Origin of the sequence: Xanthomonas sp. NCPPB 1325 (genome assembly GCF_041477645.2) — a bacterium.
Lineage (GTDB): Bacteria > Pseudomonadota > Gammaproteobacteria > Xanthomonadales > Xanthomonadaceae > Xanthomonas > Xanthomonas cannabis.
The window spans coordinates 4864951-4891333 of sequence record NZ_CM192985.1 but is presented as its reverse complement, the minus strand read 5'-3'; the positions used below and the strand labels follow the sequence as shown (position 1 = coordinate 4891333).

The following is a 26383-nucleotide window of genomic DNA, read 5'->3' as shown; positions in this document are numbered from 1 at the left end:
GCGCAAGGCGTGGCGGCGGGCGGGGATCGACGGGGTGGGGTGCCGCCAGCGACGGCCGCGCAAGTGTGCGTAGCGTCGAACGTGGCGCAATTACTTTGCTGATGTATTTTTCATAACTGCAACGTGCTCGGCGCTTGCGGTGTGGCGATGGTTGGACTTGCGCGCATCACCACGGCGCGCGCAACGCGCGGCGTGCGCAGCTGGCGCGTGGGTTCGCTGCAGCTATGATCCCGAGACCCCCACCTGCCTGCGAGCGCGCATGAACCTGCAACTGCTGTGTACGGCCGTGTTGTTGAGCCTGGCCGGCTCGGCGCACGCGCTGGAGTTCTCCAGGGCCGAACTGGCGCGCGCCACTGCCCTGCAACAACGCCTGGTCACGCTGGATTCGCATCTGGACACGCCGGCCAATCTGGAGCGCGCCGACTTCGATGTGCTGCAGGCGCATGCCGGCAACCGGCTGTCGCAGGTGGATTACCCGCGCATGGTCGCAGGCGCGCTGGATGGCGGGTTCTGGGCGGTCTACACCGGGCAGGGCGATCGCAGTGCAGCCGCGCACCTGGACGACCGCGACGCCGGCCTGCAGCGCTTGCTGAAGATCCACACCCTGGTGGCCGCGCAACCGCAGCGCTTTGCACTGGCCACCGTGCCGGCCGATGCCGCGCGCATCAAGGCCGCCGGCAAGCGCGTGGTGTACATCAGCATGGAAAACGCCAGCCCGCTGGTGGCCGACCCGACGTTGCTGCGCTTCTACTACGCGCAGGGGCTGCGCTTGATGAGCACCGTGCACTTTCTCAACAACGAGTTCGCCGACTCGGCCACCGACCCCAAGGGCGCCGAGTGGAAGGGCCTGAGCCCGGCCGGCAAACAGCTGGTGCAACAGGCGCAGGCGCTGGGCATCGTGATCGATCAATCGCATGCCTCCGATGCGGTGTTCGACCAGTTGCTTGCGCTGTCGCCGGTGCCGATCGTGCTCTCGCATAGCGGCGCGCGTGCGGTCTACAACCACCCGCGCAACATCGACGATGCACGCCTGAAGGTGCTGGCCGCGCATGGCGGCGTGATCCAGGTCAATTCCTATGGTGGCTATCTGGTGGACAGCGGTGCCAGCCCCGAGCGCAAGGCTGCCGAAAAGGCGCTTACCGAGCAGTACGGCGGCTGGGAGCACATCAAGATCGCCGACGGCACCAGGCTCAGCGCCGCGCTGAAGGAGCTGGATGCGCGCTACCCGGTCAAGCGGGCGACCGAAGAGGATTTCTTCGCCCATCTGGAGCATGTGCTGGCGGTGGTCGGGCCCGAGCACGTGGGCATCGGCATGGACTGGGATGGCGGCGGTGGCGTGGTGGGGCTGGACGATGTATCCGACCTGCCGCGCATCACCGCCTGGCTGCTGCGCAAGGGCTATACCGAACAGCAGATTGCCGGCATCTGGGGCGGCAATCTGTTGCGGGTGATGCAACAGGCGCAGGACTACGCGGCCACGCGCGCCAGAGCGGGATAGGGATGGCCTGCGCGTTGAACGCCGCCGTGTTCAAGCCCAACCCGCGCACGGCCGGCTGGGTGCGTCCGCCGCGGGCAGGTGCACGTCGGTGAGGGTGGTCATCGCCCCCGATGCGTACAAGGAAAGCCTGCCCGCGCCGGAGGTGGCCGCGCAGATCGAAGCCGGCTTTCGCCAGGTTTTCCCGCACTGGGACTACCGCCAGGTGCCGATGGCCGATGGTGGCGAAGGCACGGTGGATGCGCTCATCGCGGCCACCGGCGGGCGCAGGATCGAGTGCACCGTCAGCGGCCCGCGCGGCGCGCCGGTGCAGGCCTTTTTCGGGATGACCGGCGACGGCCGCACCGCGGTGATCGAAATGGCCGCCGCCAGCGGGTTGGCCCTGCTGCCGCTGGCGCAGCGGGCACCGCTGCTGACCAGCACCGCCGGGGTGGGCGAGCTGATCCTGGCCGCGCTGGATGCCGGCGCGCGCCACCTGATCCTTGGCATCGGCGGCAGTGCCACCAACGACGGCGGCGCCGGCATGGCGCAGGCGCTCGGGGTGCGGCTGCTGGATGCGCACGGCCTGCCGGTCGGCCCGGGCGGTGGCGCGCTGGCAGCGCTGGCCCACGTCGAGGTCGACGGCCTGGACCCGCGGTTGTCGCACTGCCGGATCGAGGCCGCCTGCGATGTGGACACCCCATTGGTCGGCCCGACCGGTGCCTCGGCGGTGTTCGGCCCACAGAAGGGCGCCACTCCCGCAATGGTGGCGCGGCTGGACGCCAACCTGCAGCACTACGCCGATGTGCTGCAGCGCGCGCTGGGCGTGCGCCTGCACACCCTGCCTGGCGCTGGCGCGGCCGGCGGGCTGGGCGCGGGCCTGGTGGCCTTTCTCGGCGCGCAGCTGCGCCCTGGCGTGGAGCTGGTTGCCCAGGCACTCGGCCTGGAGGCCGCCATCGTGCAGGCCGATCTGGTGATCACCGGCGAAGGCCGTCTGGATGGTCAGAGCGCACGCGGCAAGACCCCGGTCGGGGTGGCGCAGCTCGCGCAGCGGCATGGCATCCCGGTGATCGCCATTGCCGGATCGATCGGCCACGCAGCTGCGCAACTGCATGGCCATGGCATCGATGCGATGTTTGCGGTGGTGCCCGGCGCCTGCACCCTGGAGCAGGCCCTGGCCGATGCCGCCGGCAACGTCCGCCGCGCCGCGCGCAACGTGGCGGCGGCGGTGCAGCTTGGTGGCACGCTGGTGCAACGGCCTGCGGCCGCGCGCCCTGCTTGAGGACCGCGCCCAGCGCGACGCGTCCGCACCGGTCGGGGCAATCGAGAGGATCCGCTGGCTGCGTCGATGGCGCAGACCCATCGATCGCTAGCGACACCCAAGGGCACCTGCCGCAGGGATGCGGCGCGCAGCGCATTCTGTGATTTGCCCACGCAACCCGGCAGCAGGTGCCCGTCCCCGGTCCGCTAGACTGCGGGAATGGCCCGGGGACAAGCGAGCTTTCCGTTGAATCACAGCGACACCATGGTGTCATCCACACCCAACGAGGCGCAGCGTCTGGCGCGCCTGGCGTTATTGCAGGTGGTCGACACCGCCGCCGAACCGTTCTTCGACGCGCTGGCCGCCGCCGCGCAGGCGATCGGCGGCACCCCCATCGCGCTGGTCTCGCTGGTGGACGAACGCCGCCAGTGGTGGAAGGCCAACATCGGCCTGCCGGGCGTGTCCGAAACCCCGCGCGAACTGGCGTTCTGTGCCCACACCATCCAGGGCGATGCGGTGATGGAGGTGCGCGATGCACCGGCCGACCCGCGTTTCCACGACAACATCTTGGTTACCGAGGCGCCCGGCATCCGCTACTACGCCGGCGCCCCGATCGTGCTGCCCGACGGGCTGCGCATGGGCACGGTATGCGTGATCGACCAGCGCCCGCGCGCGCTGGAACCGGCGCAATTGCAGGCCTTGCAGCAGCTGGCCAAGGTCGCTGCCGAAGGCCTGGAGCAGCGCCGGGTGATGCTCGAGCGCGAGGCGGCCAATGCGCAGCTGCAGCAGCGCCTGCGCGAGAGCGAAGCGTTCCTGGAGCGCACCGGCCGGGTGGCAGGCGTCGGCGGGTGGGAGGTGGATGTGGCCAGCGGCACGCTGATCTGGTCGGACCAGACCTGCCGCCTGCACGATGTTCCGCCCGGTTACCGGCCCACCCTGAGCGAGGCGATCGGGTTCTACCCGCTGGAAGCGCGCTCGGTCATCACCGAGGCGGTGGAGACCTGCGTGCGGGACGGCACTGCGTGGGACCTGGAGCTGCCCCTGGTCAGTGCCGCCGGCCGCAAGTTGTGGGTGCACAGCACCGGCTCGGTGGAACACGTGGACGGGCGGATGCGCCTGATCGGCGCAGTCCAGGACGTGACCGACCGGCATCTTGCGGTGGATGCGCTGGCCGCCAGCGAACGCAAGTTCCGCAAGCTGTTCCAGTACAGCCTGGGGCTGATCTGCACCCACGAGATGGATGGCCGGCTGGTCAGCGTGAACCCGGCGGCGGCGCGCTCGCTCGGGCGCAGCGTGGAGGCGATGGAAGGCCGCTCGCTGCTGGAGTTCGTGCGCCCGGAGCGGCACGGCGCGGTGCGTGGGTACCTGTCGCGGATGGTGCTCGACGGCCAGGACGCGGGCGTGATCGAGCTGGTGGCCGGCGATGGCAGCCTGCGCCACTGGCAGTACAGCAACGTGCTCGATGTCGAATCCGACGCCACCCTGGTGCTGGCCCACGCCCAGGACATCACCAACCAGTACCAGCAGGAAAAGCTGCTGCTGGAATGGTCGTTCACCGACCCGCTGACCAACTGCTACAACCGCCGCTTCCTGGACGAGCTGGACAAGCGCGACCCCAGCGTGCGCTGGGGCTGCATCGTGGTGGACCTGGACAAGTTCAAGCTGGTCAACGACACCCATGGCCACCAGCGCGGCGACGAGGTGCTGGTGCAGATGGCGTGGTTCCTCAACCAGCCGCTGCGTACCCAGGACCGCCTGGTCCGCCTGGGCGGCGACGAATTCCTGGTGCTGCTGCATCAGCCCAGCCAGCAGCAGCTGGACGCGCTGGTGCGCGACTACCTGGCGGCCGCCGCCGACGCGCCGATCCAGTTCACCCTGGGCACCGCGCTGCGGCATGAAGGCGAAGCGCTGGCTGCGGTGGTCGACCGCGCCGACCGCTCGCTGTATTCGCTGCGACGCGCCCGCCGAGGCACCGGCACCAGCGACCAGCGCTGAGCGTCCGGGCGCGGCGGCCAGTGCCGCGCATGCATCTGCGCACCGAACCCATGTGACCGGCCCGAAAGAATATGCTGATGAATACGCGATCGCCTATCATGTAACCGTTTACAGAGACGTGGATTGAATACCTTCTCAACGACATCTGGCGCGTGCCCGCTCCGGGCGCCGGCTTCACCCGTCAGGCGATGCGCGTAGCGCCTGATTGGCGCTCGAAGGCGAATACCACGCGTTGCGACGCTGTCGTTGGCACTGGCTGCGCGCGCCGTGCCGCAATTGAACGTGTGCATGCGCGCCCGCCAAGCCGGAGCCTCCCTCGCAGCCATCCGCGGGCGAGCGCAGTGCAGTTTGCAGCAGCCAATCGATCCACCGTGGTCAATGCCACATGGGCAACGCCGCTGTTCGGAATCGGCATGTTCCACTCGTACACTCGCCCTGGTCTGCGCCGTCCACGCAACTGATGAAGATTGCGCCCCTCTACTGGCCATTGCTGGTCTTGGTTCGAGTTCGGTCGTCATGCCGATTGCCGCCTGTGCAGCGGTCGGCGCGCCTCATTCCCCCTGCGGCCCCGGCCGCCCTCTCCCCGAGGTGTCTTGCATGCTCTCTGCCGTTGCATCTGATCGCTCTTCGTCGCGTCTGCCGTCCATGCCGCTGTGGCGCCGCGCTGCCGCCGGCCTGTGTCTGCTCGGCATGGTGGCCGCGCCGCCACTGGCCGCGCAGGACCCCACGCAGGTCAACACCTTCATCGGCAGCAAGGACGACGGCAATACCTATCCGGGTGCCTCCGCGCCATTCGGCCTGATCCAGGTCAGCCCGATCGGCGCCCACTACGCCGGCTGGCGCTACGACGACCCCAGCATCCGAGGCTTCGGGCATTCGTTTCTCTCAGGCGCCGGCTGCTGGGAGCAGGGCGGGCAGGTGTCGATCCTGCCGGTCACCGGACGCATCGGCCCGGGTGGCGACTTCGACATCACCGATGCCAAGGCCTTCGACCAGAAGCGCTATGCCGCGCGTTACACGCATGACGGCGAAGTGGGCCATGCTGGGTACTACAAGGTGCGGCTCACCGATTACGGCGGCATCGACGCCGAAGCCAGCGCATTGACCCGCGCTGCCGCCGAGCGCTACACGTTCGCGCCGGGGGCCGACACCGGCCACCTGCTGATCAACGTGGCCCAGGCCAACGACCGCCATGTGGTGATCGGCAGCCAGGTGCAGCTGGTGGGCGACCGCGCGGTGGAAGGCAAGCTGGTCACGCAGAGTTTTTGCGGCGGCCATGAGTACACCACCTGGTTCCGGCTGGAATTCGACCGCCCGTTTACCGCGCACGGGGTGTGGGGCGAAGACGGCGGCGTGCCCGGCGCGCGTCACGGCATGGGCGGCGAGCTCAAGCCCAACGGCGCCTGGCTCAGCTTCCCGCTGGGCAAGGGCAAAGACGCGCGCGCGGTGACCGTGGTCAGCGCCATCTCGCATGTGGACGCGCAAGGTGCGCGCAACAACCTGCGCGCCGACGGCATGCAGGGCGGCAAGCTGCTGAGCCTGGAACAGATGCGCCAGCGCGCGCAGCAGACCTGGCGCCGCGAACTGGCCAGCCTGCAGCTGGACGGCGCCAGCCCCGACGACCGCAGCGTGGCTTACACCGCGCTGTATCACGCCCTGCTGCAGCCGCTCACCGGCAGCGATGCCGATGGCCGCTACCGCGGCTACGACGATGCGATCCACCGCGCCGATGGCTGGACCTATTACGAGTATTTCTCGCTGTGGGACACCTATCGTTCGCAAAACCAGTTGCTGGCGCTGCTGCAACCGGCACGCGCACGCGACATCGGCCGCTCGTTGCTGGCGATCCATCAGCAGGGCGGCTGGCTACCGCGCTGGGGTTACGCCAATTTCGATACCAACATCATGACCGGCGATCCGGTGACGCCATTTTTGGTTGATCTGTGGCGCTTCGGCGCACTGCAGGGCAATGAAGCCCAAGCGTATGCGGCATTACGCCAAAACGCCTTCGGCCAACCGCCGATCAACTCGCGCCACGCCGGGCGCTCGGGCAATGCCAGTTATCTGGCCAAGGGCTTCGTGCAGTACGACCGCGCGTTTCCGTCCAAGGGCATGGATGTGGACCCGCACCACGGCGGCTCGGCCACGCTGGAATATGCGCTGGCCGATTGCGCACTCGCACAGATGGCGCAAGCGCTGGGTCACAGCGACGACAGCGCGCAACTGCGCGCGCGCGGTGGCAACTGGCACAACGTCTGGGATGCGGACGTGCGCGATGCCGAGACCGGGTTTGCTGGATTTCCGCGCCCGCGGCTGGAAGACGGCAGCTGGTACGCACCGTCCAACGACCAGTACAGCCCACGCTCGCAACACGGCTTCCACGAAGGCACCGCCTGGCAGTATCAATGGCTGGTGCAGCAGGACATTCCCGGCATGCTGCAGGCCATGCACGGCAGCGAACAGGCCGGCAAGCGGCTGGACGCCTTCTTCGCCTACGACGACCTGCTCAAGGATCCGCTCAAAGGCGCCCGCACGCATTGGGTGGTCGGGCCCTACAGCTACTACAACCAGTACCGCTACAACCCCAACAACGAACCGGACCTGCACGCACCGTGGATGTACACGCTGATCGGCCAACCGTGGAAGACCGCCACCGTGGTGCGCGCCGCGCAGCAGTTGTTCACCAACGCACCCAACGGTGTGACCGGCAACGACGATCTGGGCACCATGTCGGCCTGGTACCTGTTCAGTGCATTGGGCCTGTATCCGGCGGTGCCGGGCAGCGGGCAATTCCTGCTGCATGCGCCGCGTTTCAAGCGGGCAACGCTCACCCTGGGCAACGGCAAGCGCCTGCGCATCGACGCCCCGGGCGCCGACGGCCGCACGCTTCAATACGTGGATGGCGTGCGCTTGAATGGCAAGCCGCAGCCGCAGGTATTCCTGGACTGGGCGCAGTTGCAGCAGGGCGGCACGCTGTCGTTCGCGCTCACCAAGCAGGCTCCAATGCAGGGCTGGGGCACGCAAGCGGATGCGTTGCCGAGCTCGTTCTGTGCCACGCCAGCAGCAGCGCAGTAACAACCGGCTGCAGCCACCCAGTCACCGCAAGCCTCGACGCCGCAAGCACTGACCAGCGTCGCGCCGCTCAAAAGCCCCTCTCCCATCGGGGCGAAAAGGCACAGCTTGCGCGCCACTGGCGCGCGTGCCTTGGAGCGCCCGCGCCGCAAGCGCGGGCTGGGGCGCGGAGCGGGGGTTGGGGTGAGGGTACGGGGCGAAGCCACTGACGAATTGGATGACACGAGGCTTCGCCCGCACCCTCATCCGGCGCTACGCGCCACCTTCTCCCGACGGGAGAAGGGTACAGCTCGCCTGTATCGATTCATTCTTGAAGGCGCGTGGCGACGCGTTCGTCATTGCTGGCATTCGCTGGATGTGCGGCGCCCCTCATCCGCCCCTGCGGGCACCTTCTTCCCCATAAACGAGGACAATGTCCCGACGGGGGAAGGGCGGCTCACCCCACGTGCAACCGGCTATTGCGCCGCCCATACGCCAGGTACACCACCACACCCAGCACGTTCCAGACCAGAAACCACAGCTGCGTCTTGCTCGGCAGGCTCCAGAACAGGTACAGGCAGCCGCCGATCGCCACCGGGCCCACCACCCACGCCAGCGGCGTGCGGAAGGCGCGCGCACGGCCGGGTTCGCGCACACGCAGCACCAGCAGACATGCAGCCACCGCGGTGAACGCCGCCAACGTGCCGGCATTGGCCAATGCGGCGATCTCATCCAGCCGTGCCACGCCCGCCAACGCCGCCACCAGCACCGCGGTGAACAGCGTGATCGCGACCGGCGTGCCGGTGCGTGCGTTGACCTTGGACAAGCCGCGCGGCAACAGCCCGTCGCGCGACATCACGAAGAAGATGCGGCTCTGCCCGTACAAAAACGCCAGCAGCACGGTCGGCAACGCAATGATCGCCACCGCACCGATCACCAACGCGGCCTTGCCGTGGCCGAGCTCGCGCAGGATCAGCGCCAGCGGCTCGGGGCTCTTGCCGAACACGGTGAAGCTCATCGCACCCACTGCCGCCAGCGCCACCAGCACGTAGATCAGCGTGCAGCCGATCATCGAGCCGACGATGCCGATCGACAGATCGCGCCCCGGATTCTTGGTTTCTTCGGCTGCGGTGGAAATCGCATCGAAACCGTAGAACGCGAAGAAGATGATCGCCGCCGCCGCCATCACCCCGCGCTCCACGCCGTCCGGGCCCATCGCCTTGGAGAAGCCATACGGCATGAACGGCTGCAGGTTGGCGCTGTTGAAGGCTGGCAACGCGATCGCCACGAACACGCCCAGCGCGATGATCTTCAGCACCACCAGCACCGCATTGAGCGTGGCACTCTCCTTGGTGCCGGCCATCAGCATGCCGGCCACCAGGAAGGTGATCACCACCGCCGGCAGGTTCACGATACCGCCGGCATGCGGCCCGGCAATCAGCGTCTGCGGCAACTCCACCCCCAGCCACTGCAGGAAACCGACGAAGTAGCCCGACCAGCCCACCGCCACCGTGCTGACCACCAGCGAATATTCCAGCACCAGGCTCCAGCCCACCACCCAGGCGATGCTCTCGCCCAGTGCGGTGTAGCTGTAGGTGTAGGCACTGCCGGCCGCCGGCATCATCGTGGCCATTTCCGCATACGCCAGCGCCGCGCAGGCGCACACGATGCCGGCAGCCACGAACGACAGCAGCACGGCCGGGCCGGCCTTGTCGGCGCCTACGCCGATCAGCGTGTAGATACCGGTGCCAACGATCGCGCCGATGCCCAGCGCGATCAGGTGCGGCCAACTCAGGCTGCGGACCAGTTGCCGCCCGGCTTCGTGCACGGTGACCTGATCGATGGATTTGCGCCTGAGCCAAGACGACATGCGGACCTCGCGGGAATCAAAAGAATGCGCGAGTGTCGCCCAACGCAGCGCAGCAAAGCTATCGGTCCAAGGTCATGTGGCGGCGCAGGTCGGGCGGGGTAGACGCGCCTACCTGCATCACCGTGGCGCGCGTTTGGCCTTGCCAGACCTTCGCCAACCCGACCGATGTCTGCAGTCCAGCGCTTCTAAAAACCCCACATCCCAACGCGCCAATCCCGCTCAATCGCTCACTCAATCGACGGACGATGCGGCGGGCGCGCGTTGCGATAGATCAGTTGCACCGCCCAGGCACCGGCCAGCCCGACCACACCGGCGGCAAACTGGCTCCAGTCCAGCAACTGCGGCGCCGCGCCATTGGCCTCATGCCCCCACAGGTTGAACCACAGCAGCACCACCGCGGTGATCCCCATGCCGATCCAGAACCACAGCCGTGTGCCGCCGATCGCGTACACCAGGAACGGCAACGCCGCTCCAATCAAAAAATGCACCGGGAAAAAATACGCCGTGCCATACGGCCGCATCAGCGACCAGACGATCACTGCAAAGATGCCCAGAAACGCAAACAAGCCCAGGGCAAGCAGGCGGGTCTGATTGGTGGCAGTGGTCATCGGCAAGCCTCGCAGGAGCAGAGCCTTACCCTACCCATGCGCAGGTCACGTTGAGGTCAATGCGTGCCGCAAGCGCTGCGGCGACATCACGGCGTGTTGCTGCGGCCGCTTTGCGCGGGCCTGCCCGCCACGCTCAAGGCGCGCTGGAGCCATGGCGTTGAAACCCGACGCGCGTGCACAGCTGCGCGTAATACGCCGCCACGGCGGGCAGCACCGGGCGCGCGATAGGGCTGGCCATCCAGCGTTGGGTCGACAGCCCCAGCACGATGTCGGCCAGGGTGAATTGCGCGCCCAGCACATACGGGCCGGCCTGTTGCAGCTGCGCATCCAGCAGCGCCATCAGCCGGTTCCACGCCTGCACGCTGTCTGCGATGCACTGCATGTCGGTATGCGCCGCACTGCCACGCACCGTGGCCATGAACGCGTACCGCCACGCCGGGTTGAGCTCGGTGGCCTGCCAGTCCATCCATTGCTCGACCCGTGCCCGCGCTGCCGGCGCACTCGGCAGCAGATCCTCGCGCCGGCTGCGTGCAGCCAGATATCGGCAGATGGTGTTCGATTCCCACAGCACCACCGTGCCGTCGCGTAGCACCGGCACCAGGCCGTTTGGATTGAGCGCCAGGAACTCGGGCGCCTGGACCGATGCGGCGCCGCTGCCGTAGGCATGCAGGCGGTAGTCCAGCTGCATTTCCTCGCACGCCCACAGCACCTTGCGCACATTGATCGAGGTGAGCGTTCCGTAGATGTCCAGCATGTGCATCCCGACGAGTGATGTGATGCAGGTGGCGTAACGCGCCACCAGGGGAGGTAGCGCGTTGTGCGCATCGCTGCCAGGCATCATCGCAGCAGCCCGGCGATCGTGTCTGCGCGTGAGGCAGTACAGACGGCGGGCGCTGCACGACGCAACTGCCTTGCGCCTGGCGAATGCGACGTCGGTCGTCAGTAGTCACGCCTGGCTATACGTCGAGCTTGCCCGCGTAAGCGTCGCGCACGTGCTGGCTGATGTAGGTGCTCAGCCCGCGCCCCGCCTTGGCCAGGCGTTGCATGGTCGCCACCACGTCGGCGCCGGCACTGTCGGCGGTATACACATAGGTCTCGCCGCTGCGGAAACGCACCGCAATTGCATCCCCGGTCAGCGCATACGCCACCACGCCGGAGTGGCCATCACGGTTGCCGTAGCGCTGCAGGGGAACCGGGCTGGGTGAGGTCATGCCGGCAGGCTAGAACCGCCGCAGTGATGGGCGCTTCAACGAGCCCGCCAATGCCGGCGCTGTGTTCTGCGGTGACCTCCACATCGTCATGCACATGCCATCGCGTTGCAGCGTGCGGGCCGCATGTACCTGACATGCAGGGCACCGGAACGCGCCGGCGTGGCGTGCGACATAGCGCCATCCGCGTCTTGCCTGGCGGGCTGCGGGCCAGCCGAACTCGAGCGCCGCTGCATCAGCCCCGGCCGTCGGCACCTTGCACCACGAGCACAGCACGTCAGCCTTGGCCCGGCGGATACAACGCCGTCAGCGCCTGGCAGCGCTGCGCAAACAGCGCGTGCAGCTGGCGCACCGCCCGCGAGAACTGCTTGCGATGCGGGCACACCAGATGCAGCGGCAAGCGGTCGCCATCGTCGGGGAACAGCACCTCCAGCCGCCCGGCCTGCACGTCGGCGCAGACATCCAGCCATGACTTGTAGGCGATGCCTTCGCCGGCCACGGCCCAGCGCCGCACGATGTCGGCGTCGTCGCACAGCATCGCCCCACGTACCGGCACCACCTGGCGGCGGCCGTCGCGTTCGAACTGCCAGCGGTCGTAGGCGCGCCCGGCCAGCAGATACAGCAGGCAGGCGTGGTCGCGCAGCGCCTCCAGCGTGGCCGGCCGCCCGTGCCGCTGCAGGTATGCAGGCGCGGCCACCAGCACCCGGCGGTTGTGCGGTGCCAACGGCAGCGCGACGTGGTCGGCGCCGTCGATGCGCCCGAGCCGGAATGCCACATCCACCGGCGCGCGATACAGGTCGGCCACCTGGTCGGACAGATGCAGCCGCAAGGTCAGCTTCGGATGCGCGGCGCGGAATTCGGTCAGCCAGGGCAGCAGCACGTTGCGGCCCAGGTCCGACGGCGCGGTGACCTGCAGCAGGCCCTGCAATTCGCTGTCGCGCCCGCGCACATGCTCGCGCCCGTCGCGCAGCAGCTCCAGTACCTGGCGCGCATACGGCAGGTACTGCTCCCCCTCGGCGGTCAGCCGCAGGCTGCGGGTGGACCGTGCGAACAGGCGCAGATCCAGTGCGCGCTCCAGCCGGGCCACCGCCGCGCTGACCTGCCCCGGCAGCAGGTCGGCCTCACGCGCGGCATTGGAAAAACTGCCCAGCGCCGCGGTACGCACGAACAGCGCCAGGTCGTCGAAGCGGACCATCTTCACTCCAATCGTGAAAGTGCTTGTGCAGTTTGCCGGTTTTTCTCCTAATCCCGGCAGCCGACCATGCATGTCCCCTCCCTGCATGACGCCCGCCATGAAAGCCATTGCCTACCCGCAGCACGGCCTGCCCATCGACGATGCGCGCGCGCTGGTCGAACTCGAACTGCCGCTGCCCGAGCCCGGCCCGCGCGATCTACGCGTGCGCATCCATGCCATTTCGGTCAATCCGGTGGACACCAAGGTGCGCGCCAACGCGCCGGTGGAATCGCCACGGGTGCTCGGCTGGGACGCCAGCGGCGTGGTCGATGCGGTCGGCAGCGAGGTCAGCCTGTTCCGCCCCGGCGACGCGGTGTACTACGCCGGCGCGCTGACCCGCCCAGGCACCAATGCCGAATTCCATCTGGTGGACGAGCGCCTGGTCGGGCGCAAGCCGGCCACGCTCGACGACGCTGCGGCCGCCGCACTGCCGCTGACCGCCATCACCGCCTGGGAATTGTTGTTCGATCGGCTGCGCATCGCCGAAGGCGGCGGCCAGGGCCAGGCGTTGCTGGTGGTCGGCGCGGCCGGCGGCGTCGGCTCGATCCTGGTGCAGCTGGCGCGCACGCTGACCAAGCTGACCGTGATCGGCACCGCCTCGCGCCCGCAGACCCAGGATTGGGTCTACGCCCTCGGCGCGCATCACGTCATCGACCACACCCAGCCGCTGGGCGAAGGCCTGCAGCGGATCGGCATCGCGCAGGTGCAGCACGTGGCCAGCCTCACCCACACCGACCAGCACTTCGCGCAGCTGGTCGAGGTGCTCGCACCGCAGGGCCAGCTGGCGCTGATCGACGATCCGGCCACGCTGGATGCGCTGCCGCTCAAGCGCAAGAGCCTGTCGCTGCACTGGGAGCTGATGTTCACCCGCTCGCTGTTCGAAACCGACGACATGATCGCCCAGCACCACCTGCTCAATCGCGTCGCCGATCTGATCGACAGCGGCCTGCTGCGCACCACCCTGGGCGAGCACTACGGCCGCATCACTGTCGACAACCTGCGCCGCGCCCACGCGGCGCTGCAATCGCACCGCACCCGCGGCAAGCTGGTGCTGGAAGGTTTCTGACCTCGGGCCTGAGCAGCGAGGCAGCGGCTGCTCAGGCCGCTGCCCCGCAGATTCCCGGGCGCTGCGCGCGCTCGGGCGGGCGACGGTCCGCGACGCAGCCGTTGCGACAGGCACCGTTACACTGCGCGCATGTCATCCGAATCCCTGATCCTTCTCGGGCTGCTTGTCGTAGTCCTGGTGTTGCAGCTGCTCGCGCTGCTGCGACGTCCCTCCACCACCGCGCTGGAGCACGCGCTGCGCGCCGAACAACGCGACGGCCGCGGCGAACTGCGCGAGCAACTCGAAGGCCTGGCACGGCAGCAGGACGGCCGCCTGGAAACCTTTGCGCGCAATCTCACCGAACTGTCCACGCGCACCGATCAGCGCCTGGACCTGCTGCGCGACGCGCTCGGCGAAGACGCCCGCAAGGCGCGCGAAGAAAGTGGCCTGGCCCAGCAACGCACCGGCGAACTGCTGACCCTCCGTCTCACCGAACTGCGTACCCAGCTGGAAGGCTTCGGCCAGCAGCAGGAAACCCGCATCCACATGTTCGGCCAGCAACTGACCGAGCTGATCGCGCGCACCGACACCCACATGGCCGCCTTGCGCGAAGCGCTGGCCGAAGATTCGCGCAAGGGCCGCCAGGAGGCCGGCGAATCGCAACAGCGCTTTACCGAAGCGCTGGGCCAGCGCCTGACCGAGCTCACCCAACGCAACGAACTGCGCATCGGCGAAATGCGCACCACGCTGGAACAGCAGCTGGCCAACCTGCAGAACGACAACGCCAGCAAGCTCGAACTGATGCGCGCCACCGTCGACGAGAAACTGCAGACCACCCTCAACACGCGCCTGGATGCCTCGTTCAAGCTGGTGTCCGAACGGCTGGAACAGGTGCAGCGCGGCCTGGGCGAAATGCAGCAGCTGGCCACCGGCGTGGGCGACCTCAAGCGCGTGCTCACCAACGTCAAGGACCGCGGCGGTTGGGGCGAAGTGCAGCTGGACAACATCCTCGAGCAGACCTTGACGATGGAGCAGTACGCACGCAGCGTGCGGGTCAGGCCCGACAGCGCCGAAGCGGTGGATTTCGCCATCCGCCTGCCCGGGCGCGGCGACGACACGGTGGTGTGGCTGCCGGTCGATGCCAAGTTCCCGCGCGAGGACTACGAACGCCTGATCGACGCGCAGGAAAAAGGCGATCTGGAGGCGATCAAGAGTTCGACCGCGCAGCTGGAACGCGCCATCCGTGTGCAGGCCAAATCCATCAGCGACAAGTATGTCTGCCCACCGCACACGACGGATTTTGCGGTGATGTTCCTGCCCACCGAGGGCCTGTATGCCGAAGTGATCCGCCGCGCCGGTCTGGTCGATCTGCTGCAGCGCGAGCATCGCGTGGTGCTGGCCGGCCCGACCACGTTCACCGCCTTGCTCAACAGCCTGCAGATGGGCTTCCGCACGCTGGCGATCGAGAAGCGCTCCAGCGAGGTCTGGCAGGTGCTGGGCGCAGTGAAAAGCGAGTTCGGCAAGTTCGCCGGCATTCTCGAAAAGGCCGAGCGGCAGATCAGCACCGTGGGCAAGAGCCTGGGCGAAGCCAGTCGCAAGACCCGCACCATCGAGCGCCGCCTGCGCGGCGTGGAAACGCTGTCCAGCGAGCACTCGCAGGCACTGCTGGACGATGGCAGCGACGAAGGCGCCGGGCTCTCACACGACGACAGCAGCGACGAGCAGGAGTAGCCAGCAAGCAGGAGGCCTGGCCGGCCGCACAGCGCCCGAAACCGACCCACCCGTAGGAGCGCCCTTGGGCGCGATGAGGCGTTACCGGTAACGCCTCATCGCGCCCAAGGGCGCTCCTACAACAGCAGCTCTGCCACGTCCTGTCCCTGCACCGGATGTCGAGCACACCGCGCAGACATCGCCACCGCGATGCTTGCACGCACCCTATTCAAGAAGAGCATCTCATGGCGACGCGATGGATCTACGCAACGGTGTGCGTGCTGCTGCTGGGCGCCTGCAGCGCAACGCCGGCATCTCGTTCGGGCACCACCGCAGCTGATGCGCAGACACCGCGCGCAGCCTCTGCCGATGCCGCAGCATGCACCGCAAAGGGCGGCCAACTGCGTCCGGTCGGCCGCATGCAAACGGTGCGCTGCATCGTGCCGTATGCCGATGCCGGCAAGACCTGCAGCGACAACAGCGACTGCAGCGGTGATTGCCTGGCCACCAGCATCGTGCCGACCGGTGCCGCCACCACCGGCACCTGCCAGCGCGACAGCGACCGCTTCGGCTGCCGCCAGGAAGTCATCGGCGGCAAGGGTCAGGCGGCGCTGTGCATCGACTGATGCGCGGGTAGGGCATCAGGCGCGCGTCGCGTCCAGATGCCGCAACGCATGCACCAGCGCCAGCGGCCTACGCGTCCACCACCACGTCCGCGGTGCGACGCGGCCAGCCAACGGCGCCGAACATCGATCCACCGGCGATGGCCAGCGCCGTCCCCAGCCCATACACCAGCAGCGCCGCGCTCTGTGCCAGGTAGACCTGGTGCAGGCCGCCACCCAGCCGGATCGCCGCGATGCCGATGCCGGCCGCGATCAGCAGGCGCAGCACGGTCGTGCAGATCGGCCATAGCAGCCTTCCTGCGCCCTGCGAGGCGAAGTACAGCGCCAGACCCATGCCCAGAAAGCCGTAGAACGGCCCTACGGTCTGCAGGTACAGCGTGCCGGTCTGCAGCATGGTCGCACCGCTGCCATACAAGGACAGCCAGCCGCGCGGGAACAGCGCCGCCGCAACGCCGATGGTTTCGGTAATGGCAAACGCCATGGCCGCACCGATCCAGGTCGCGCGCAGTGCACGCTCGCGTTTGCCCGCACCGATGCAGGTGCCCACCATCGTCAGCATCGGTGCTCCCAGGCCGAAGACCAGCGGGATCAGCACGTATTCCAGCCGCGACGCAGTGCCGTAGCCGGCAATCGCACCGGAGCCGAAATGCCCGGCCAACGAGGTGGCAACGCCCACCGCCAGATTGGTGCAGATCACCCCGATCGCCGAGATCAGGCCAACCCGCAGGATGTCGCGAAAGACCGCTGCACGCAGCCGGATCGCCGCAAACGACAGGCGCAGCAGGCTGCGCGGCGAACGCAGATAGGCCACCAGCACCAGTGTGCCGACGATGTAGTACAGCAGCAGCGCCAGCGCACCGCCGGCAATGCCCAGCGCCGGAATCGGCCCCCAGCCGAAGATCAGCAACGGCGACAGCGGGATCAATCCGATGACTCCGTAGACGGTGACCTTGGCCGGCACGGCCATATTGCCGGAGCCGCGCAGCACCGCCGCCAGCGAGTTCAACAGCCAGACAAACACCGCGCCTGCGAATATCCAGTGCGAGTAGGTCAGCGCGGCATCAAGCGCGGCGCCTGTCCCGCCCATCTGCCGATACAGCCAGCGGCCGCCCGCCCACAGCGCAAGCGTAAAGAGCACACCGAACGCCACGGCAATCACCAGCGCATGCACCACCACCGCGTTGGCATCCTCGCGCCGGCCGCCGCCCAGGGCCCGCGCGATCGACGAGGCAATGCCGCCGCCGATCGCACCGGACGACATCATCTGCATCAGCATCACGATCGGGAACACCAGCGCCATGCCGGCCAGCGCATCGGTGCCGAGCTTGCCGACGAAGTAGGTCTCGATCAGCCCGGCCGACGCCTGCGCGACCATGACCAGTACGTTGGGAACGGCCAGCCGCGCCAGCGTGGGCGCGATCGGGGCCTCCAGCAGCAGGCGGGTGCGGGCATCGAGTGCGGTCATGGAGGCAGAGCTGCTCTTAGTCGGGGGAGTCGTCGGTATCGGCAAGCCCGGCCTGTTGCAGCGTGGCCAGGGTGTCGTCGAGCAGGCCATGCAGGGCGAGCACGCGCTCGCTGCCCAGCAGCGCGGTGAGGCTGGATTGCGCCTTCTGCCACTGCGTCCGGGCCTGGGCATGTCGGCGACGGCCGGCGGCGGTGAGCGTGATCAGGCGGCTGCGCGCATCGGGGCCGTCGGTCTGTTGCACCAGTCCGTCCAGCATCAGCGGCTTGAGATTGCGCGTGAGCGTGGATGCATCCAGGCCCATCTTGCGCGCCAGATCGATCGGCCGGATCGGGCTCAGCGTGACCAGATGCGACAGCAGCGAATACTGCGTCGACTTCAGACCGCTCGCACTCAGATATGTCGCGTAATGGCGCGACACCATCCGCGACACGCTGCGCAGGCGGAAATTGGTACAGCCGGTCGGCTTGCGGGGCTTGGCCATGCGGCGAGTGTAGCCAAGATACTTGCATATACAAGTGTTGAGGCATGGTGCAGCGCAGGTCATCCATGCGCGCGCGGCGGTTTATGCTGGCTACCCCGCAGATCAGGACAGCCCCGATGAGCCAGACGCTGTACGACATTCCCGTGACCCGCATCGAAGGCGAGCCAACCACATTGGCCGACTACCGCGGCAAAGTGCTGCTGGTGGTCAATGTCGCCTCCAAGTGCGGCCTGACCCCGCAGTACGAAGGCCTGGAAGCGCTGTACCGCGACAAGCATGCGGCCGGTCTGGAAGTGCTGGCGTTTCCGGCCAACGACTTCAACGGCCAGGAGCCCGGCAGCGAGGCGGAGATCGCGCAGTTCTGCCAGCTCACCTATGACGTCACCTTCCCGATGTTCGCCAAGATCGCGGTCACCGGCGGCGACACCCATCCGCTGTATCAGGCCCTGACCCATGCACGTCCGAGTGCCACCGGCGACGGCCCGATGCGCGAAAAGCTCGCCGGCTACGGCATTGCGCCCAACCCCGCACCCGGCGTGTTGTGGAACTTCGAAAAATTCCTGATCGGCCGCGACGGCACCGTCATCGAGCGCTTCGCCCCCGATGTCCCGGCCGACGATGCACGCCTGCGTGCAGCGGTGGATGCGGCGCTGGCGGCTGCCTGAGTCCCGCGCGCCGGCCAAGACATGCGTCAGAGCAGAGCTTGCGTGCGCCCCGTACCGCGTCCGCTGCATGCGCCACTCTCCCGATGGGCAAGACACTGCAGCGCACGATCAGAGGCCGGCGCTCCCCCTCTCTCCCGCCAGGGAGAGGGGGAGGGACGGTACGGCGGAAGGCCGCCCAGGCTGCACGCTCGGCACGCACTGTCGCCGAACATCGCGGCGTATCTCCACCGCCATGCGGCAAGACGCTTCAGGCACTGCCATCGCATCTGCCCCGGCAATCACGGTAACGACGCAGGAGCCGACAGACAGCGCGCAGCCGCCGTCGCCGACCCGCTACCCGCGTGCGACGCACGATCAACCGATCCCATGATCCGGCTTGATCATCGACCAAGCTAACAATCAGGTGCACATGACGATGCGATCCGGCTGGATATTTCTCGTGCTGCTTTTCAGCGCGCCATCGCTCGCGAAGGAGCGTTGCCACGATCTCGAAACGACCGTGGACAGCAATAAATGCTGGTCGGCAGAAGTGAGCCGATCGCAGCAACGCCTGGCCGAGTATCTGGCGGCCGCGCGCACCCGGGCCATCGCCACGCTGGGGGTGTCGGGCGAGGCGTTCGACAACGCGCAGGCGGCCTGGACGAGCTACAAGACGCTTCACTGCAGCAACATACGACAGCGCTGGACGGGTGCAACGGTCGGAACGGCCAAGGCGGCCCGCTGCGCCGTCGACCTCAACGACCAGCGCGCACATGATCTGTGGCAGAGCTATCTCACCTACGAAGATCGCACCCCGCCATTGCTGCCCGAACCGGAATGACCACCGGACACGTGATGCCAGGCGCCCGACGATATGTCCTGCGCCCGCGCCTGCATGCCACGCCATCGATGCCGGGCAAGGCGTCCAGCTTAGCGAGCAAGGCCCGTAGCTGGTCGTAGCCGCTGACCTTGAGCCGCAGCCGCACGTGGGCCCTGCCGGCATCGCACGGTATCGCTGCTGATCTCCGGCAGGTGGGCGTCATCAGGCGCAGACGGTGTGGGCGAGCCCGGCGCAACTGGCATCTGCAGACATGTGCGCCGTCCACCCAGGCAGCTGCGGCCACGACATTGCGCTGCCCAGAAAAAAACCCGGGATCGCTCCCGGGTTTTTCTGTTCACGCCTGGCGGGCCGGTCAACGCACCCAGCTGGGAATCGGCATCGCATCCACCGGCACCGTGTTGTCCTTGTCTTCGCGCAGATACTCCGGCAGCTCGTTGTTCTGTTCGCGGTGGCTGCGCAGGTCGCGGGTGATCTGGTAATTGCGGCGCTGCATCCAGGCATCGCGGGTCAGGGCGTACTCGTCCGGCGCCTGGTCGCGTAGCGAGTCCAGCGACATCAGCTGCGCGCGCGTGTCCACCAATTGCAGGCCCTGCAGCGCGAAACGCGCACCGCCGTCGTCGACCTGGCGCACCCACGACAGCGGGATGTCGCCACCCAGGCCGAAGGTGTCACGCACCGTGCGCGGCCCGAACAGCGGCAGCTCGAAGTAGCGCGAGTTACGCCAGCCCCACACGCCCAACGTCTGACCGAAGTCTTCGCTGCGCCGCGGAATCCCCGCCGCCGTGGCCGGGTCGAACAGACCGGCCACGCCCAGGGTGGTATTCATCACGAACCGGCCCAACGACTGCGCCGCATAGACCGGGTGGCCCTGCAGCAGCTGGTTGACCATGGTCAGCGGCGTGCCGAGGTTGTCGAAGAAGTTGGTCACGCCCAGCCGCGCCGGGCTCGGCACCACCTTGGTGTAGGCGGTCGCCAACGGCCGTGCCACGCCGCGGTCCACCGCCAGGTTGAAGCGGTGCATGCCGCGGTTGTAGCGCTCCCACGGGTCGTACGCTGGCGCCGCGCCCGGCTGGGCGGGTGCGCCATTGGCGCCTGCCTGTGGCGTGGTGGTGCCGTACAAGGCGTTGAAGTCGTCCTCGGCCGAGGTGGGCGCGCCGGACGCGTCCGCGCCGGCATCGCCCGCAGCGCCGGTCTGTTCGGCAGGCGCCGCCGCCACCGTGGCCGGCAACGTGTCGGGCGCGGCAAACCCGGCGGCCGCCGGTTGCGCGGTCACCCCGGCGTCGTCACGTACCGGTGCCGGAGCATCGGGCGCGGTGTCGGCGCTGGCCGATGGCGGGGCAGACTTGGGCGCCTGGCTGGCACAGGCGCCAAGCAGCGACAGGCAGGCCAACAGGGAAAGGGTGCGGAACTGGGTCATGGCGTGGCGCTCAGGCCTGAAATTCGAGGGTGGGAGACAAGCGGTAGGCAGCGCGCAATTCGTCCAGACCGGACGCCTCGCCCACCACTGCCGCAGTGCCGGTGCCGCGCACGCGCGCGGCCAGTTCGGCCAGCATCGCCACGCCGGCGCTGTCCAGGCGTTGCACGCCCGACAGGTCCAGCGTGCGCACGCCATCGAGCTGTGCGGCCGCCTGCGGCCATGCCGCGGTGACCGCGGCACGGTCGAGCACGCCGGTGACCACCAGCGTGTCGCCGTTGCGTTGCACGGAGCTGTTACTTGCCATTGGCCGGTGCCGCACCGACCTGCAGGCTGCCGCTGCGCAGGTCGGCGGCGACCTTGGCAATGCCCTTTTCGCGCAGCGGACCGTCGAACTGGCCCTTGAAGGTCTGCACGTAAGAGATGCCTTCGATCATCACGTCGAAGATCTTCCACTGGCCGCCCACGTTACGCATCAGGTAGTCGACCGGGGTCGGGTCGTTGCCGGCGCGCAGCAGGTCGGTAGACACCTTGACGCCGCGGTTGCCCGGCAGCGCGCTTTCCGACTTGGCACGGAAGGTCGGCTTGCCTTCGAAGTTGAGCAGGGCGGTGCCGTAACGCTGCATCAGGTTGTCGGCCATCGCATCGGCGAACAGCTTGATGTCGGCATCGGAGGCGCCACGGCCGTGCACACCCAATACCAGGCGCGCGGCGTAGTCGCGGTCGAAGGCCTTGTTCAATTCGCCGTCGATGTACTGACGCAGCGCGGCCGGGTTGCTGCGGAACTCGGCGCGGCGCTGTTCCAGCGTGCCCAGGATGCGGGTGCTGCTGTCGATGACGGTCTTGGTGGCCGCGCCCTGCGCAGGCGCACTGGCGGCGGCCGGCTGCGCCAGCACGGTGGCCGGTGCGCACACCAGCAGGGTCGAGGCCAGGATGGCAGAGAGCAGGGTGGTCTTCATTGGTGCGGTTCCGTAGAGGGAGAAGCGGGCTGGGCAGGCGGGGCGGCCTGACCGTCTGCAGCGGATTTATCACCGCCGCCACTGAACATGTACTTGCCGACCAGCTGCAGCAGATCCACCGCCGGCTGGGTGAACCCGATCTCTTCGCCCGGCTTGAGCGTCTCCGGGTCGCCGCCCGGCTGCAGACCGATATAGCTCTCGCCGAGCAGTCCGCTGGTGAAGATGCCGGCCGAGGTGTCGGCGGGCAGGTCCTTGTATTTGGTGTCCAGCGACAGCGTCACCACCGAATCGAACTTGGTCGGATCCAGGCTGATGTCGGCCACCTTGCCGATGGTCACCCCGCCGATCTTCACCGGCGCCTGCGCGCGCAGCTGGCCGATCTGGCTGAAGCGCGCGATCAGGATGTACTGGCTGGAACCGAAGCCCCAGCGCTGGTTGGTCGAGGCCACCGCCAGCACCAGCAGCGAGGCCAGGGTCAGCAGCAAAAAGGCGCCGACGGCGAATTCGAGTCGTGGTCCACGCATGGCCATGGGCTATCTCACCTAAACAACATTGCAGAAAGGACGAAGTTGAACATCAGCACCAGCAACGAGGCATTCACCACCGCGCGGGTGGTGGCGATGGAGGTGCCTTCGATGGTCGGCTCGGCATGGAAGCCCACGTAGGCGGCGACCAGCGCGGCGGTGCCGCCGAAGATCGCCGACTTGAGCATCGCCACGCCGAAGTCGTCCCAGAAATCCACGCTGTTGCTCAGGCCCGACCAGAACGTGCCGTTGTCGATACCCAGCACGTGCACCGCTTCAAAGTAGCCGCCGGTGATGGCCAGCGAACAGAACACGCCGGTCAGCAACGGCACCGTGAGCACTGCCGCCCAGAAGCGCGGCGCCACCGCCTTGGCTACCGGATCGATAGCCATCAGCTCCAGCGCCTTGATCTGGTCGGTGGCACGCATCAGGCCGAGCTCGGCCGCGATCGAGCTGCCGGCGCGGCCGATGAACAACAGTGCGGTCAGCACCGGTGCCAGCTCGCGGTACAGCGACAGCCCCAGCAGCGTGGACAGCGCATCCGATGCACCGTAGGTGGTGAGCGTGCGGTAGCCCTGCAGGGTCAGCACCAACCCGACGAAGGCACCGCCCACCGCAATGATCGGCAGCGAACGCGCGCCGACCTTGTAGATCTCGCGCACCAGCTCGGCGACGAAGTCGCGGGTGGGCAGCGAGCCACGCAGCACCGTGAGCGAAAACAGCCCGGCGCGGCCGAAAGCGCGAATGGAATCGGCGAAGGCCATCAGGCAGCGCTCCGGTCGCGTCGTGGTGCGGCATCGAAGGCGATCGGGCCGTCCGGCTGCCCGTGCAGGAACTGCTGCACCAGCGGATCGGTGCTGTCCTGCAGGTGTTGGGGCGTACCGGCGAACACGATGCCGCCATTGGCGATGACCACGGCCTGATCGCTGATCGGCAGCGTCTCGTGCACGTGGTGGCTGACGATGATGCTGGTCAGGCCCAGGCTGTCGTTGAGGCGCTGGATCAGGCTCATGATCACACCCGAGGCGATCGGGTCCAGCCCGGTCAGCGGCTCGTCGTAGATCATCAGCGGAGGGTCCAGCGCCAGCGCACGCGCCAGCGCCACACGGCGCGCCATGCCGCCAGACAGCTCGCGCGGCCAGGCGTCGGCCGCCGCCAGCAGGCCCACCGCGTGCAGCTTCATCTGCACCAGGCGTTGCAGCACCGGCGCCGGCAGGCGCGTATGCGTGCGCAGCGGCAGTGCGACGTTGTCGGCCACGCTCAGGTCGGTCAGCAACCCATTGCCCTGCAGCAGCACGCCGACATTTCGGCGCATCTCCAGCAGTGCCCGGCTACCGGTGGGAATGGCGTTGCCGAACAATGTGACCGTGCCGGCAACCGGGCGCAGCTCGCCGGTCAATGCCGCCAGCAGCGTGGACTTGCCGCTACCGGACGGACCGAGCACGGCGGTGATGCTGCCGCGTGGCACGTTGAGCGATACGTCGCGCAGGATCGTCCGCCCGCCGCGATCGATGCGGACACCGGACAGTTGCACGACAGAAGAGGCGGACGCCGTCATCGAGGCCTTTAACAGAATTCCAACGCGATAGAGTAACTGTCACACGGCTGAACATAACCGAACCGCTGCGTGCAGTATTGTCGCATTCACCGGGCGCGCAATGTCGGCCCGGATGGCGCATCTGCGTAACAGCGTGTCCCGTAATGCACCCCAGCGTGATCCACGCGCACATCGGACGCGCAACATACGCCGCAGTAGGGAGCTGTGGCGAGCACTTCATGCGCAAACCAGCACGCCTGCAGTGCCATGCCTGACGATGCGCACCCGTCGTCAGTGGCCGCCGTCAGCCCTGCATTGCATGCGCGCGCGCCCGTTCCGATCTGTCGAAAGTGTCGCATTGCCGGGCGAGGATCTTGTAGGCGCGGCAACAAGACGCCAGGATCAACGCTCACTCGTCGCGCCAGGAGTCATTCATGGAATTGTTGACGCTCGAACATTTCGCCGGCAGCGTCAACGAGACCTTTGCCGCGGCATTGAACGAAGGCGAGGTGCCGTTCGTGCTGGTGGAGGCGCGACCCCTGCAGGCGACGCGTTCCTCGCAACGCGCCCCGTTCTCGTTGCTGTTCCGCAATGGGTCGGCCTTCCTGTTCCCGCAGCAGACCTACCTGATGCGTCACGCGCGGCTGGGCGAGATCGGCATCTTCCTGGTCCCGGTGGCGCGCGAGCGCGATGGGTTTCTGTATCAGGCCGTCTTCAATTGAGCGTGCGTGCCGACCAGGCACGCTCAACCAGACAGCTTAACCACGTGGCTGTTGGCGCGGATGCCAGTGCATCTGCAGATGCGTCTGGGTGCTGTCGCCCGCGATGAAGCCCAGGCGCCGATACAGACGTTGCGCGGCAGGATTGGTGTGCAGCACGTGCAACGACAGTACGCATCCGGCATCGCACGCCATCGCCTGCGCGTAGGCGATCAGTTGCGCGCCGATGCCCTGACCACGCCACTCCGGCAACAGGCTGATCTCCACCAATGTGTGGTGCGTGGCAGTGCGGTGCAGGTACAGGCGGCCGATGCGCAAACCCTCGATCTGGACGATCAGAAAGTCGCCGCCTGCAAAATGCTGCCCGTAGTGCGCGCGCTGCAGGGCGAACTGCTGCTGCAGAAAGGCGCGCTTGCTTGCCTCCGGCCAGGGCACCGGTGCCAGCTCGTCGCTGCGGGTGCTGGCGTAGAGATGCTGCAGCCAGGGGAGATCGGCCTGCTCCTCGGTTCGTAATGCGAAGGCGGACGCGGCCGGGCCTGCGCCCGACGATGCGTTCACCTGGCTGGAGAGCAGGCGTGCCATACCCTCAACTGAAGGTCGGGTAGTCGCCGGACAACGCAATGCAGAAATTCAGCGCCAGGTAGGGCTGCCTGTTCTCGTGTGCCGTGCCGTTGCCGGCCGGCAACAGCATGGTCGGGGAGAACTGCTTGTCGGGCGCCACTGCCAGGAACGGCCGCTCGCTGGTGCTGTTGAGCGACGACAGGGCGACGCCGCTGGCAGGCGTGCCGGTCTTCTTTGCCGGGTCGGGCTGCGAGAGCGCGTTGACGCCGTGCTGGTGCATCGGCATCTGCATGCTTTGCAGGCTGACGCCGGCAGAGCCGAAGGTGTTGCCCAGCGTGTGCGGGGTCAGGCCCGGTCCGGGCCCCTGCCCGCAGCCGGCGCGCGCGCTGAAGTTGGGCAACTGGAAGGTGCTGCTGCCATTGCCGCCGTACGCGACGCCGAGCAACGAGTACAGCGCGCTGTTCTGCGTGATCGGCAGGGTGGCGCCATTGCACAAGGCCCAGCCATACGGGTTGTAGTCGAAGCCGAACAACTGGATTTCACCGAGATAGGGTTCGGTCATGAGCGGATTCCTTCGCTGGAGCGGGTGCATGCCGTCGCGTGGGCGCGGCGCATGGGATCAGGCTTGCTGCGGGAAGATGCCGGTAGTGGCGATGCAGTACTGCACCGTCAGGGTGGGCATGAGGTTGTCGTGTGGCTGGTTGCCACCGGCGAGCGAGGTGCCCTGCCCGGACATCGCGACCGTGGTGGCGCCGGTGGCGTCACTGGCATAGAACACGCTTCCGTTGACCGTGGCCGGCAGCAGACCGGCCGGGGCGGTGCCGGTCGCCGCCACCGTGGTGGCCTGCGCGGTATGGCTGTGCGTAGGCATCTGCAGCTCGGTCAACGTCACCGTCTCGGTACCGGCCCGCTGCGCAAGCACGTAGTTGCTGAGCCCGGGGCCCTGGCCTTGGTGGACCGGCAGACGGCCGCGCAGATCCGGCACCGCGAAGGTGCTGGTGCCGTTGCCACCGTAGGCGGTGCCCAGCAGCACATACAGCGGCTCGTACTCGGCGATCTGCAGCAGCGAGCCGTCGCATGCCTGCCAGCCCTGGGGAGTGCGGCCGAAACCGAACATGCGGATTTCGCCGATGAAGGGAGTGCCCATGAGGTCCGTCCT

At 67.8% G+C, this 26383-nt stretch carries 26 protein-coding genes and 1 pseudogene; 10 read left to right on the top strand and 17 right to left on the bottom strand.

Annotated features, from left to right (window positions below; genetic code table 11):
* Positions 1–259 precede the first annotated feature (259 nt).
* From ACCQ10_RS20670 to ACCQ10_RS20655, 4 genes are all read left to right on the top strand, one after another.
* Positions 260–1498, top strand: a complete 1239-nt coding sequence (locus tag ACCQ10_RS20670) for a dipeptidase (RefSeq protein ID WP_372361770.1) — start codon at positions 260–262, stop codon at positions 1496–1498.
* A gap of 88 nt (positions 1499–1586) precedes the next feature.
* Positions 1587–2756 carry a glycerate kinase gene (locus tag ACCQ10_RS20665; RefSeq protein ID WP_372361769.1) on the top strand — a complete coding sequence of 390 codons (1170 nt, stop codon included), beginning with the start codon at positions 1587–1589 and terminating at the stop codon, positions 2754–2756.
* 243 nt (positions 2757–2999) lie between these two features.
* The gene (locus tag ACCQ10_RS20660; protein ID WP_372363189.1) at positions 3000–4730 is read left to right on the top strand and encodes a sensor domain-containing diguanylate cyclase; all 1731 of its coding nucleotides are present in this window, start codon (positions 3000–3002) and stop codon (positions 4728–4730) included.
* A 597-nt stretch (positions 4731–5327) separates the two neighbouring features.
* Positions 5328–7805 carry a GH92 family glycosyl hydrolase gene (locus ACCQ10_RS20655; protein ID WP_372361768.1) on the top strand — a complete coding sequence of 826 codons (2478 nt, stop codon included), beginning with the start codon at positions 5328–5330 and terminating at the stop codon, positions 7803–7805.
* A gap of 433 nt (positions 7806–8238) precedes the next feature.
* On the opposite strand, the gene ACCQ10_RS20650 is transcribed toward ACCQ10_RS20655, so the two are convergent.
* The 5 genes from ACCQ10_RS20650 to ACCQ10_RS20630 all read right to left on the bottom strand — a co-directional run bounded on the left by ACCQ10_RS20650 (position 8239) and on the right by ACCQ10_RS20630 (position 12662).
* Positions 8239–9651 carry an amino acid permease gene (locus tag ACCQ10_RS20650; protein WP_184441883.1) on the bottom strand — a complete coding sequence of 471 codons (1413 nt, stop codon included), beginning with the start codon at positions 9649–9651 and terminating at the stop codon, positions 8239–8241.
* Positions 9652–9878: 227 nt separating this feature from the next.
* A complete protein-coding gene (locus tag ACCQ10_RS20645) occupies positions 9879–10259 on the bottom strand; it encodes a hypothetical protein (RefSeq protein WP_372361767.1) in 381 nt (126 codons plus the stop codon).
* Between the two features lie 133 nt (positions 10260–10392).
* Positions 10393–11013, bottom strand: coding sequence for a glutathione S-transferase family protein (locus tag ACCQ10_RS20640; protein WP_372361766.1), 621 nt, complete (start codon positions 11011–11013; stop codon positions 10393–10395).
* 202 nt (positions 11014–11215) lie between these two features.
* Positions 11216–11446, bottom strand: coding sequence for a hypothetical protein (locus tag ACCQ10_RS20635; protein WP_372363188.1), 231 nt, complete (start codon positions 11444–11446; stop codon positions 11216–11218).
* A 298-nt stretch (positions 11447–11744) separates the two neighbouring features.
* A complete protein-coding gene (locus ACCQ10_RS20630) occupies positions 11745–12662 on the bottom strand; it encodes a LysR family transcriptional regulator (protein WP_372363187.1) in 918 nt (305 codons plus the stop codon).
* A 97-nt stretch (positions 12663–12759) separates the two neighbouring features.
* On the opposite strand from ACCQ10_RS20630, the gene ACCQ10_RS20625 reads away from it, so the two are divergent.
* The 3 genes from ACCQ10_RS20625 (at position 12760) to ACCQ10_RS20615 (ending at position 16082) form a co-directional block, all read left to right on the top strand.
* Positions 12760–13767: a zinc-binding alcohol dehydrogenase family protein gene (locus ACCQ10_RS20625; RefSeq protein ID WP_166752844.1), complete on the top strand. Its 1008-nt coding sequence runs from the start codon at positions 12760–12762 to the stop codon at positions 13765–13767.
* A gap of 177 nt (positions 13768–13944) precedes the next feature.
* Positions 13945–15477 (top strand): DNA recombination protein RmuC, encoded by a 1533-nt coding sequence (locus ACCQ10_RS20620; protein ID WP_372363186.1) that lies wholly within the window; start codon positions 13945–13947, stop codon positions 15475–15477.
* A 224-nt stretch (positions 15478–15701) separates the two neighbouring features.
* Entirely contained in the window at positions 15702–16082 is a 381-nt protein-coding gene (locus ACCQ10_RS20615; protein ID WP_039410593.1) for a hypothetical protein, read from the top strand.
* A gap of 67 nt (positions 16083–16149) precedes the next feature.
* Here the strand turns inward: ACCQ10_RS20615 and ACCQ10_RS20610 are convergent, their stop codons facing one another.
* Both ACCQ10_RS20610 and ACCQ10_RS20605 read right to left on the bottom strand, forming a co-directional pair.
* The gene (locus ACCQ10_RS20610; RefSeq protein ID WP_372361765.1) at positions 16150–17544 is read right to left on the bottom strand and encodes an MATE family efflux transporter; all 1395 of its coding nucleotides are present in this window, start codon (positions 17542–17544) and stop codon (positions 16150–16152) included.
* Positions 17545–17560: 16 nt separating this feature from the next.
* On the bottom strand, positions 17561–18025 hold the full coding sequence (locus tag ACCQ10_RS20605) for a MarR family winged helix-turn-helix transcriptional regulator (RefSeq protein WP_372361764.1): 465 nt from the start codon (positions 18023–18025) through the stop codon (positions 17561–17563).
* Between the two features lie 116 nt (positions 18026–18141).
* On the opposite strand from ACCQ10_RS20605, the gene ACCQ10_RS20600 reads away from it, so the two are divergent.
* Positions 18142–18690 (top strand): glutathione peroxidase, encoded by a 549-nt coding sequence (locus ACCQ10_RS20600; protein ID WP_372361763.1) that lies wholly within the window; start codon positions 18142–18144, stop codon positions 18688–18690.
* Positions 18691–19066: 376 nt separating this feature from the next.
* Positions 19067–19510, top strand: a complete 444-nt coding sequence (locus ACCQ10_RS20595) for a lysozyme inhibitor LprI family protein (protein ID WP_372361762.1) — start codon at positions 19067–19069, stop codon at positions 19508–19510.
* Between the two features lie 58 nt (positions 19511–19568).
* Here ACCQ10_RS20595 and ACCQ10_RS20590 read toward each other — a convergent pair.
* The 7 genes and pseudogenes from ACCQ10_RS20590 to ACCQ10_RS20560 all read right to left on the bottom strand — a co-directional run.
* A pseudogene (locus tag ACCQ10_RS20590) lies at positions 19569–19719 on the bottom strand (RelA/SpoT family protein); the annotation flags it as partial.
* Between the two features lie 143 nt (positions 19720–19862).
* The gene (locus tag ACCQ10_RS20585) at positions 19863–20927 is read right to left on the bottom strand and encodes an MlaA family lipoprotein (protein ID WP_372361761.1); all 1065 of its coding nucleotides are present in this window, start codon (positions 20925–20927) and stop codon (positions 19863–19865) included.
* 10 nt (positions 20928–20937) lie between these two features.
* Positions 20938–21231, bottom strand: a complete 294-nt coding sequence (locus ACCQ10_RS20580; protein ID WP_166744684.1) for an STAS domain-containing protein — start codon at positions 21229–21231, stop codon at positions 20938–20940.
* Complete coding sequence (locus ACCQ10_RS20575; RefSeq protein ID WP_039410610.1) at positions 21221–21883, bottom strand: MlaC/ttg2D family ABC transporter substrate-binding protein; 663 nt, start codon at positions 21881–21883, stop codon at positions 21221–21223. The genes ACCQ10_RS20580 and ACCQ10_RS20575 overlap by 11 nt, the downstream gene beginning before the upstream one ends.
* Positions 21880–22413 carry an outer membrane lipid asymmetry maintenance protein MlaD gene (gene mlaD / locus ACCQ10_RS20570; RefSeq protein ID WP_372361760.1) on the bottom strand — a complete coding sequence of 178 codons (534 nt, stop codon included), beginning with the start codon at positions 22411–22413 and terminating at the stop codon, positions 21880–21882. Before mlaD ends, ACCQ10_RS20575 begins: the two co-directional genes overlap by 4 nt.
* A gap of 8 nt (positions 22414–22421) precedes the next feature.
* A complete protein-coding gene (locus ACCQ10_RS20565; protein WP_039410615.1) occupies positions 22422–23171 on the bottom strand; it encodes an MlaE family lipid ABC transporter permease subunit in 750 nt (249 codons plus the stop codon).
* Complete coding sequence (locus ACCQ10_RS20560) at positions 23171–23965, bottom strand: ABC transporter ATP-binding protein (RefSeq protein WP_372361759.1); 795 nt, start codon at positions 23963–23965, stop codon at positions 23171–23173. Before ACCQ10_RS20560 ends, ACCQ10_RS20565 begins: the two co-directional genes overlap by 1 nt.
* A gap of 413 nt (positions 23966–24378) precedes the next feature.
* On the opposite strand from ACCQ10_RS20560, the gene ACCQ10_RS20555 reads away from it, so the two are divergent.
* Positions 24379–24666 (top strand): DUF6916 family protein, encoded by a 288-nt coding sequence (locus tag ACCQ10_RS20555; RefSeq protein WP_228890584.1) that lies wholly within the window; start codon positions 24379–24381, stop codon positions 24664–24666.
* 36 nt (positions 24667–24702) lie between these two features.
* Here the strand turns inward: ACCQ10_RS20555 and ACCQ10_RS20550 are convergent, their stop codons facing one another.
* From ACCQ10_RS20550 to ACCQ10_RS20540, 3 genes are read right to left on the bottom strand one after another with little or no spacing between them, the layout of a single operon-like run.
* A complete protein-coding gene (locus ACCQ10_RS20550) occupies positions 24703–25245 on the bottom strand; it encodes a GNAT family N-acetyltransferase (RefSeq protein ID WP_372361758.1) in 543 nt (180 codons plus the stop codon).
* Between the two features lie 4 nt (positions 25246–25249).
* Positions 25250–25786: a phage tail protein gene (locus ACCQ10_RS20545; protein WP_228890580.1), complete on the bottom strand. Its 537-nt coding sequence runs from the start codon at positions 25784–25786 to the stop codon at positions 25250–25252.
* Positions 25787–25843: 57 nt separating this feature from the next.
* Positions 25844–26371, bottom strand: a complete 528-nt coding sequence (locus ACCQ10_RS20540; protein ID WP_228890578.1) for a phage tail protein — start codon at positions 26369–26371, stop codon at positions 25844–25846.
* Positions 26372–26383: the final 12 nt, after the last annotated feature.

Coding starts and splice junctions, on each gene's coding strand:
- ACCQ10_RS20655 (WP_372361768.1), top strand. CDS start 5,328: ATGCTCTCTGCCGTTGCATCTGATCGCTCTTCGTCGCGTCTGCCGTCC.
- ACCQ10_RS20640 (WP_372361766.1), bottom strand. CDS start 11,013: ATGCTGGACATCTACGGAACGCTCACCTCGATCAATGTGCGCAAGGTG.
- ACCQ10_RS20630 (WP_372363187.1), bottom strand. CDS start 12,662: ATGGTCCGCTTCGACGACCTGGCGCTGTTCGTGCGTACCGCGGCGCTG.
- ACCQ10_RS20585 (WP_372361761.1), bottom strand. CDS start 20,927: ATGACCCAGTTCCGCACCCTTTCCCTGTTGGCCTGCCTGTCGCTGCTT.
- ACCQ10_RS20565 (WP_039410615.1), bottom strand. CDS start 23,171: ATGGCCTTCGCCGATTCCATTCGCGCTTTCGGCCGCGCCGGGCTGTTT.
- ACCQ10_RS20660 (WP_372363189.1), top strand. CDS start 3,000: ATGGTGTCATCCACACCCAACGAGGCGCAGCGTCTGGCGCGCCTGGCG.
- ACCQ10_RS20600 (WP_372361763.1), top strand. CDS start 18,142: ATGAGCCAGACGCTGTACGACATTCCCGTGACCCGCATCGAAGGCGAG.
- ACCQ10_RS20610 (WP_372361765.1), bottom strand. CDS start 17,544: ATGACCGCACTCGATGCCCGCACCCGCCTGCTGCTGGAGGCCCCGATC.
- ACCQ10_RS20580 (WP_166744684.1), bottom strand. CDS start 21,231: ATGGCAAGTAACAGCTCCGTGCAACGCAACGGCGACACGCTGGTGGTC.
- ACCQ10_RS20545 (WP_228890580.1), bottom strand. CDS start 25,786: ATGACCGAACCCTATCTCGGTGAAATCCAGTTGTTCGGCTTCGACTAC.
- mlaD (WP_372361760.1), bottom strand. CDS start 22,413: ATGGCCATGCGTGGACCACGACTCGAATTCGCCGTCGGCGCCTTTTTG.
- ACCQ10_RS20605 (WP_372361764.1), bottom strand. CDS start 18,025: ATGGCCAAGCCCCGCAAGCCGACCGGCTGTACCAATTTCCGCCTGCGC.
- ACCQ10_RS20625 (WP_166752844.1), top strand. CDS start 12,760: ATGAAAGCCATTGCCTACCCGCAGCACGGCCTGCCCATCGACGATGCG.
- ACCQ10_RS20555 (WP_228890584.1), top strand. CDS start 24,379: ATGGAATTGTTGACGCTCGAACATTTCGCCGGCAGCGTCAACGAGACC.
- ACCQ10_RS20550 (WP_372361758.1), bottom strand. CDS start 25,245: ATGGCACGCCTGCTCTCCAGCCAGGTGAACGCATCGTCGGGCGCAGGC.
- ACCQ10_RS20560 (WP_372361759.1), bottom strand. CDS start 23,965: ATGACGGCGTCCGCCTCTTCTGTCGTGCAACTGTCCGGTGTCCGCATC.
- ACCQ10_RS20540 (WP_228890578.1), bottom strand. CDS start 26,371: ATGGGCACTCCCTTCATCGGCGAAATCCGCATGTTCGGTTTCGGCCGC.
- ACCQ10_RS20615 (WP_039410593.1), top strand. CDS start 15,702: ATGGCGACGCGATGGATCTACGCAACGGTGTGCGTGCTGCTGCTGGGC.
- ACCQ10_RS20645 (WP_372361767.1), bottom strand. CDS start 10,259: ATGACCACTGCCACCAATCAGACCCGCCTGCTTGCCCTGGGCTTGTTT.
- ACCQ10_RS20670 (WP_372361770.1), top strand. CDS start 260: ATGAACCTGCAACTGCTGTGTACGGCCGTGTTGTTGAGCCTGGCCGGC.
- ACCQ10_RS20650 (WP_184441883.1), bottom strand. CDS start 9,651: ATGTCGTCTTGGCTCAGGCGCAAATCCATCGATCAGGTCACCGTGCAC.
- ACCQ10_RS20575 (WP_039410610.1), bottom strand. CDS start 21,883: ATGAAGACCACCCTGCTCTCTGCCATCCTGGCCTCGACCCTGCTGGTG.